Source organism: Actinomycetota bacterium (assembly GCA_036280995.1).
Classification (GTDB): Bacteria; Actinomycetota; CALGFH01; order CALGFH01; family CALGFH01; genus CALGFH01.
This window is the reverse complement of record DASUPQ010000442.1, coordinates 1-6519: the sequence shown is the minus strand read 5'-3', so window position 1 is coordinate 6519 and position 6519 is coordinate 1. Positions and strand designations below refer to the sequence as shown.

Here is a 6519-nt window from a genome sequence, read left to right as displayed (position 1 = left end):
CCGCCGAACACCCCGAGCTCGGCCTGGGGACGGGCCATGACGCTCGCACCTTTCAACCGGCGGGGCAGCCCCCCGCGAGGCGGCCACCGGGTCGGCGGCCCCGCGCATGGTATCGGAGGGGAACCGCCCGCATGCCGCCGGCGTCGTCGTTCCCATCCCCCAGGGTGGGGACAACCGGGAGCACCCGGTTCGTCGTCCGGCCACGCTCCCCACCGGGGGGCCTCGCAGCCGGAGGTCGGGTGCTCGCGCGCGGCCTTCTGGGTGGGCACCGACCTTGCTGGCCGGTGCCGGGGAGCTGGCCGGGCCGGGCGGGCCGGTGATCGGGGTGATCGGGTACAGACCGGCGGTGGTGGCGCGGCTCGACGCGCTGCACGTGGTCGCCCGGTCCGGCTGCCCCGGGTGGCCACAGTGGACATCGGGATCGTGGCCGAGGCGCCCCAGGCGCTGGCCTGGCTGGGCCGCGGCGGCCGCTGGCGCAGGCCGGGTTCCAGAACCCGCGCGACTCGGACCGCCCGCCGAGGCCAAGCTCAACGCCGGCACCTGGCGGGCCGCCTGCTGGCTCGGCGACGGGCGCATGGCGGTCTGGGGCAGCGGGTCCCGGGTGGTCGGCGACGTCCCCGCCGAGCAGCACTCCGAGCAGCGCCCCAGCGGGCTCAAGCTGATCGGCACCCGGACCTGGACGGTCCGCACCCTCCACCCCACGGCCACGGCGCCACCTGGCAGGAGGGCAGGCTGCCGGCCTCCTGCGGCACCTGGGACCACGAGACCGAGCGCGAGGCCGGGGTCGGCCTGAACCTGTACACCCCGGGGACCGGCTGCTGCGCGATGCTGCTCGGCCAGGCGGTGTCGTCGGAGCGCCCGCCGCCCTGGCTGCTGCTCGGCGAGGACGACCAGCCCTGCTGAGGGTCAGGCGCTCTTCTCGGCCGCCTTGGGCGCCGAGGTCGAGCTCCCGCCGTCCGACGGCTTCTTGGTGTCCGAGGACGACGAGGCCGGCTTCGCCTCGGCCGGCTTCTTGGCCTTGTCGCCGTCGGTCCTGGCCGCCTTGCCGCGCGAGTCGGTCCGGTAGAACCCGGAGCCCTTGAACACGATGCCCACCGGCGAGAAGACCTTGCGCAGCCGCCCACCACACACGGTGCAGGTGGTCAGGGGCTCATCCGCGATCGACTGCACCACCTCGGTGCGGTCGCCGCACTCGGTGCAGGCGTACTCGTAGGTCGGCATGTCGCGGATGGTAGCAGCCGGCTAGGTCTGGACGCTGTCCTTGGGTCGAGGGGTGAAGCCGTCGGCGACGGCGGCGGCGAGCTGGACGTAGGCGCGGCGGGTGGGTGGGGCGAGCTCGTCGAGGACGATCTCGGCGCCGGTCTCGAGGTGGCGGTCGAAGGGGATGCGGACCACCGCGCGGCAGCGGCGGGAGAAGTGCTCCTCGAGCTTGTCCACGTCGACCAGGCCGCGTTCGCGGATGGCGTTGATGACCACCACCGAGGACCTGGCCAGGCGGCCGTGGTCGTGGCGGTCGAGCCAGTCGAGGGTCAGGCTGGCCGAGCGGGCGCCGTCCAGGCTGGGGGCGGCGACCACGATCAGCTGGTCGGCGGCGGGCAGGATGGCGCGCATGGCCGAGTGGAGCAGGCCGGGGCCGCAGTCGGTCAGGACCAGGGAGTAGAAGCGCTCAAGGACGGCGGCCAGCTCGCGGTAGTCCTCCTCGCCGAACGCCTCGTCGCGAGCCGGGTCGGCCTCGGAGGCGATCACCTCCAGGCGCAGGTCGGTCTGGGAGGCGTAGGCGCGGACGTCGGCGTAGCGCTCCAGCTTTTCCACGTTGTCGAGCAGGTCCTTGGCCGTGCGGGCGGTGTCGCGGCGGATGCGGTAGCCGAGGGTGCCGGGGTCGGGGTTGGCGTCGACGGCGACCACCCGGTCGCCGCGGTGCTCGGCGAAGATCGCGCCCAGGCAGGCGGTGGTGGTCGTCTTGCCGACCCCGCCCTTGAGTGCGACCACGGCGATCCGCTGGCAGCCGGCGACCGGGGTTCCGATCCGCGCCTGCAGCTGCTGGCGGGCCCGCTCGGCGGCGCCCGGGCCGGGGCGCACCCGTCCGCCGGTCATCTGGTAGACGAGGGCCTGCCAGCCCTCGGTCGGCCCGCCGGGCGGCCGGGCCAGCAGCTGGTCGGTGGTCAGGTCGCCGCCGTCATTGGCCGCCGCCCTGGCGGGGGCCGCCGCCTTGGCAGGGGCCGCCGCCGGCTTGGGCGGGGTGCCCGACGTGACCGGTGGCGGCGGAGGCGGCGGCGCGGCCGGGGGAGGGGGCGCGGCCGGTGGTGGCGGCGTGGGCGCGGGCGGTGGGGACGGAGGCGGCGCGGGCGCCGGTGGCTCGGCCCGGGGAGGGGGGGTGGGCTCGGGCGGGGGGACGTCTCTGCGAGCCATGGCCTGCCTCGGTCGCTCGGGGGCCTTGGGCCCCGGTTGGATGGGCTTGGGGTCGGCGGGCTGCTGGGGCGGCGGCTCGAGCTGCTCGCGCAGCCAGCCGATGGCGTCGGATGCGTACTCGATGCGTTCGCGTTCGGGGCGGGCCTTCCGCTTCGACGGCTTCCGGTCACCAGGCACGGCACGACACCCCCTCGCTTCGCATGGTGTCTCAGGCAGAGCTGCCCGCCGGCGAAGAACGTACCAATCCATCATGAACCAGGCGCCCGCCGCCCGCACCCGTAGATTGCCGATTTGTGGACTCGACCGCCTGACGCGGCCCGCTTCTGCGGGTCGAGCTGGGCGAGTACCTGAGCGCCCTGCGATCCAGCCGCGACGAGCTGCCCCCAGGTCCATGAACCGCCTGGGCGAGACCCTGTCCTCGACCCACGACCTGCCCAAGCTGCCCGGGGCGCGCCTGCTGCCGCTGACCGCGCGGCCAGGGCAGGTCAAGGGACGGGCTGCTCGGGTCGAGTAGAATCTACCGTCTGAACAGCGAACTTCGGGGGGAATCGCCATCGTGGAGCCATCATGAAGGTCCGCAAGGCCGTCATCCCAGCGGCCGGGCTGGGGACCCGTTTCCTCCCGGCGACCAAGGCCCAGCCGAAGGAGATGCTGCCGCTGGTCGACAAGCCCTCGATCCAGTACGTGATCGAGGAGGCGGTCGCGGCCGGCATCGAGGACATCCTGATCGTCACCGGCCGGGGCAAGCAGGCCATCGAGGACCACTTCGACCGCTCCGTCGAGCTGGAGCAGCTGCTCACCGACAAGGGCGACGAGGACAAGCTGGAGCTGGTCCGCCACATCTCCGACATGGCCCAGGTCCACTACATCCGCCAGAAGGCGCCGCTCGGCCTCGGCCACGCCGTCAGCGTCGCCGAGCAGCACGTCGGCGACGAGCCGTTCGCCGTCCTGCTGGGCGACGACGTCATCGACGAGGGCGAGAAGCTGCTGGCCGACCTCGTGACCAGCTTCGAGCGGCACGGCTCCAGCGTGGTTGCGGCCATGGAGGTCGAGCGCTCCCAGATCAAGGCCTACGGCTGCGTCGCCCCGGCCGACGAGCTCGAGCCCGGGCTGTTCCGGATGGCCGACATCGTGGAGAAGCCGGCCCCCGAGGAGGCCCCCTCGAACCTGGCCGTGATCGGGCGCTACGTGCTCCACCCGGAGATCTTCGACGCCCTGCGGGCCACCGAGCCCGGGGCCGGCAACGAGATCCAGATCACCGACGCCCTCCGGCACCTCGTGCAGTCCTCGGAGCGGGGCGTGCTCGCCCACGCCTTCACCGGCACCCGCTACGACGCCGGCGACAAGAACGACTACCTGCGGGCCACGGTCGAGCTGGCCGCCCGCCGCGACGACATCGGCCCGGCGTTCGTGGCCTTCCTGCGCCGGTTCGTGGCCGACCTGGACCGCCAGGCGGAGGCGCGGGGGCCGGCAAGGCACTAGCATCACTCCATGGCAGCCGTCTTCCCGCCCGACCGGCCGAATCCGCCCGACCTGGTGGCGTTCGCCGAGGCGCGAGCGGGCGTGCTGGAGCGGTTGGGCCCGCTGCCGGTCCGCGAGGCCGGGCTGACCGACGCCCTCGGCTGCGTCCTGGCCGCCGACGTGGCCGCCGCCGAGGACCTGCCACCGTTCGCCAACTCGGCCATGGACGGCTTCGCCGTGCGCGGGGCCGACCTGGCCGGCGCCGGCGAGGCGACCCCGGTGCCCCTGCGGATCACCGGCGAGGTCTTCGCCGGGACCGGCCGGCTGCCCGCCGTCGAGCCGGGCGGCGCCGTCCGCATCATGACCGGCGGGGCGCTGCCGCCGGGGGCGGACACGGTGGTGCCGGTCGAGCAGACCGGCGTGGAGGGCGACACCGTGCTCGTCCGCGCCGATCCCGGCCCGGGCCGCTTCGTCCGCGCGGCCGGCGAGGACGTCCGCGGCGGCACCGTCGTGCTGGAGCGGGGGCGGGTGCTGGACCCGGCGGCCGTCGGCATGCTCGCCTCGGTCGGGCGCAAGGCCGTGCCCGTCCACCCCCGGCCCCGGGTCACGGTGGTGTCCACCGGTGACGAGCTGGTCGACCCCGGCGACCCGCTCGGCCCCGGCCAGATCCGCGACTCCAACTCCTGGCTGCTGGCCGCCCAGGCCCGCGCGGCCGGGGCCGAGGCGTTCCGCTGCGGCCGGCTCCGCGACGACCCGGCCGCCCTGCGCCGCGGGTTCGCCCTGGCCGCCGCCGAGGGCGACCTGGTCCTCACCTCCGGCGGGGTGTCGGTGGGGGAGCGCGACTACACCAAGCGGGTCCTGGCCGAGCTGGGGGACGTGCGCAGCTTCCGGGTGGCGATGCAGCCGGGCATGCCCCAGGCGTTCGGGATCGCCGCCGGGACCCCGCTGTACGGGCTCCCCGGCAACCCCGTCTCCTGCTTCGTGGTCTTCGAGACGCTGGTCCGCCCGGCCCTGCGCCGGCTCGCCGGCCACCCCGACGACCGGCTCGACCGGCCCCGGGTCGTGGCCCGCCTGGGCGAGCCGGTCCGCAGCCCGGCCGGCAAGGTGTCGTTCCTGCGGGTCCGGCTGGCCGTCGGCGACGAGGGACTGGTGGCCACCCTCACCGGCAACCAGGGCTCCGGGGTGCTGTCCTCCTGCGTCGCCGCCGACGGGCTGGCCGTCGTCCCGTCCGAGCACCGCGAGCTCCCCGAGGGCTCGCCGGTGCAGGTGCTGCTGCTCCGGGAGGACCTGGCATGGGTGAGCTGAGCCACCTGGACGACCAGGGGGCGGCCCGGATGGTCGACGTCTCGGCCAAGCCCGAGACCGAGCGGGTGGCCACCGCCGGCTGCCGGGTCGTGCTCGCCCCGGAGACCCTTGAGCTGCTCGCCTCCGCCGGTCTGCCCAAGGGCGACGCCCTGGCCGTGGCCCGGGTCGCCGGGATCATGGGGGCCAAGCGCACCCCCGACCTGATCCCGCTCTGCCATCCCCTGCCGATCACCGGGGTCGAGGTCGACCTGGCCCTGGAGGCCGGCGCCGTGCGGGTCACCGCCACCGTCCGCACCACCGGCCGCACCGGGGTCGAGATGGAGGCCCTGACCGCCGCCGCCACCGCCGCCCTGACCCTGTACGACATGGTCAAGGGAGTCCAGCGCGACGTCCGGGTCGAGGACCTGCGCCTGCTGGCCAAGCGGGGCGGCCGTTCCGGGGACTACGTGGCCACGTGAGCGACCTGCAGGGGATGCGGGTGGCGGTGCTCACCGTCAGCGACCGGGTGGCCGCCGGGACCCGCGACGACGCCGGCGGCAGCGCCCTGTGCGAGCTGCTCGAGGCCGCCGGGGCGGAGCTGGTCTCGCGGGCGGTGGTGGCCGACGAGCGCGAGCCGGTCGCGGCCGCCCTGCGGGCCATGACCGCCGACGCCGACGTGGTCCTGACCACCGGCGGCACCGGGTTCGGCCCCCGCGACGTCACCCCCGAGGCCACCCGGGCCGTGCTCGACCGCGAGGCCCCCGGCATCGCCGAGGCCCTGCGCCACGCCAGCCTGGCCATCACGCCGTTCGCCATGCTGTCGCGGGCCACCGCCGGCCTGGTCGGGAGGGTCCTGGTCGTCAACCTCCCCGGCAACCCCAAGGCCGTCCGCGAGGAGTGGGCGGTGCTCGGCCCCGTCCTCGCCCACGCCGTCGAGACCGCCCGCGGCCCCGTCCCGGACGAGAGCCATCGGCACCCGCCCAGCCCCTGATCGGGGTCGTTGATCGAGCATATTGCCCGTGCTAGGTTGCCTTGGGCCCTGCCGGCGCAGCGTGAGAGGGGACACCGTGAGCCTCGCCGTGTTCGCGCTCGTGGTCGTGATCTGGGTGGCCCTGCTGGTCCCCATCGCCCGCCGCGGGCGGGCCGAGCTGGCGGCCGACGCCTCCGAAGGGGGGACGCGGCTGTCGAGTGGCGGCGCCCGGCCCTGGACCACCGGGAATCTCCCTGAAGAGCCCACCGAGGAGGAGCTGGAGGCGGCCACCGAGGCGGCCCGCCTGGCCCGCCGGCGCGCCGCCCGGCGGCGGGCCGCGACCCGGCGCCGCCGGGTGCTGCTCCTGCTCGCCGTGGCCACGGCCGCCGGGTCGC

9 protein-coding genes are annotated in these 6519 nt (G+C 75.4%); 7 read left to right on the top strand and 2 right to left on the bottom strand.

What is annotated here, in order from left to right; all coding sequences use genetic code 11:
- The first annotated feature begins 399 nt into the window (after positions 1 to 399).
- Entirely contained in the window at positions 400 to 903 is a 504-nt protein-coding gene (locus VF468_14775; protein HEX5879557.1) for a hypothetical protein, read from the top strand.
- 3 nt (positions 904 to 906) lie between these two features.
- Here VF468_14775 and VF468_14770 read toward each other — a convergent pair whose 3' ends face one another.
- Positions 907 to 1221, bottom strand: coding sequence for an FmdB family zinc ribbon protein (locus VF468_14770; GenBank protein ID HEX5879556.1), 315 nt, complete (start codon positions 1219 to 1221; stop codon positions 907 to 909).
- A 21-nt stretch (positions 1222 to 1242) separates the two neighbouring features.
- Positions 1243 to 2586, bottom strand: coding sequence for a MinD/ParA family protein (locus VF468_14765; GenBank protein ID HEX5879555.1), 1344 nt, complete (start codon positions 2584 to 2586; stop codon positions 1243 to 1245).
- A gap of 214 nt (positions 2587 to 2800) precedes the next feature.
- Between VF468_14765 and VF468_14760 the strand changes: the two genes are divergently transcribed.
- The 6 genes from VF468_14760 to VF468_14735 all read left to right on the top strand — a co-directional run.
- Complete coding sequence (locus tag VF468_14760) at positions 2801 to 2923, top strand: hypothetical protein (GenBank protein ID HEX5879554.1); 123 nt, start codon at positions 2801 to 2803, stop codon at positions 2921 to 2923.
- 53 nt (positions 2924 to 2976) lie between these two features.
- Complete coding sequence (gene galU, locus VF468_14755; GenBank protein HEX5879553.1) at positions 2977 to 3891, top strand: UTP--glucose-1-phosphate uridylyltransferase GalU; 915 nt, start codon at positions 2977 to 2979, stop codon at positions 3889 to 3891.
- Between the two features lie 9 nt (positions 3892 to 3900).
- Complete coding sequence (gene glp / locus VF468_14750) at positions 3901 to 5175, top strand: gephyrin-like molybdotransferase Glp (protein ID HEX5879552.1); 1275 nt, start codon at positions 3901 to 3903, stop codon at positions 5173 to 5175.
- The gene (gene moaC, locus VF468_14745; GenBank protein ID HEX5879551.1) at positions 5163 to 5633 is read left to right on the top strand and encodes a cyclic pyranopterin monophosphate synthase MoaC; all 471 of its coding nucleotides are present in this window, start codon (positions 5163 to 5165) and stop codon (positions 5631 to 5633) included. Before glp ends, moaC begins: the two co-directional genes overlap by 13 nt.
- Positions 5630 to 6145, top strand: coding sequence for a MogA/MoaB family molybdenum cofactor biosynthesis protein (locus VF468_14740; GenBank protein ID HEX5879550.1), 516 nt, complete (start codon positions 5630 to 5632; stop codon positions 6143 to 6145). The genes moaC and VF468_14740 overlap by 4 nt, the downstream gene beginning before the upstream one ends.
- Positions 6146 to 6221: 76 nt before the next feature.
- Positions 6222 to 6519 (top strand): hypothetical protein (locus VF468_14735; GenBank protein HEX5879549.1); only part of this gene is annotated, 298 nt, incomplete at its 3' end.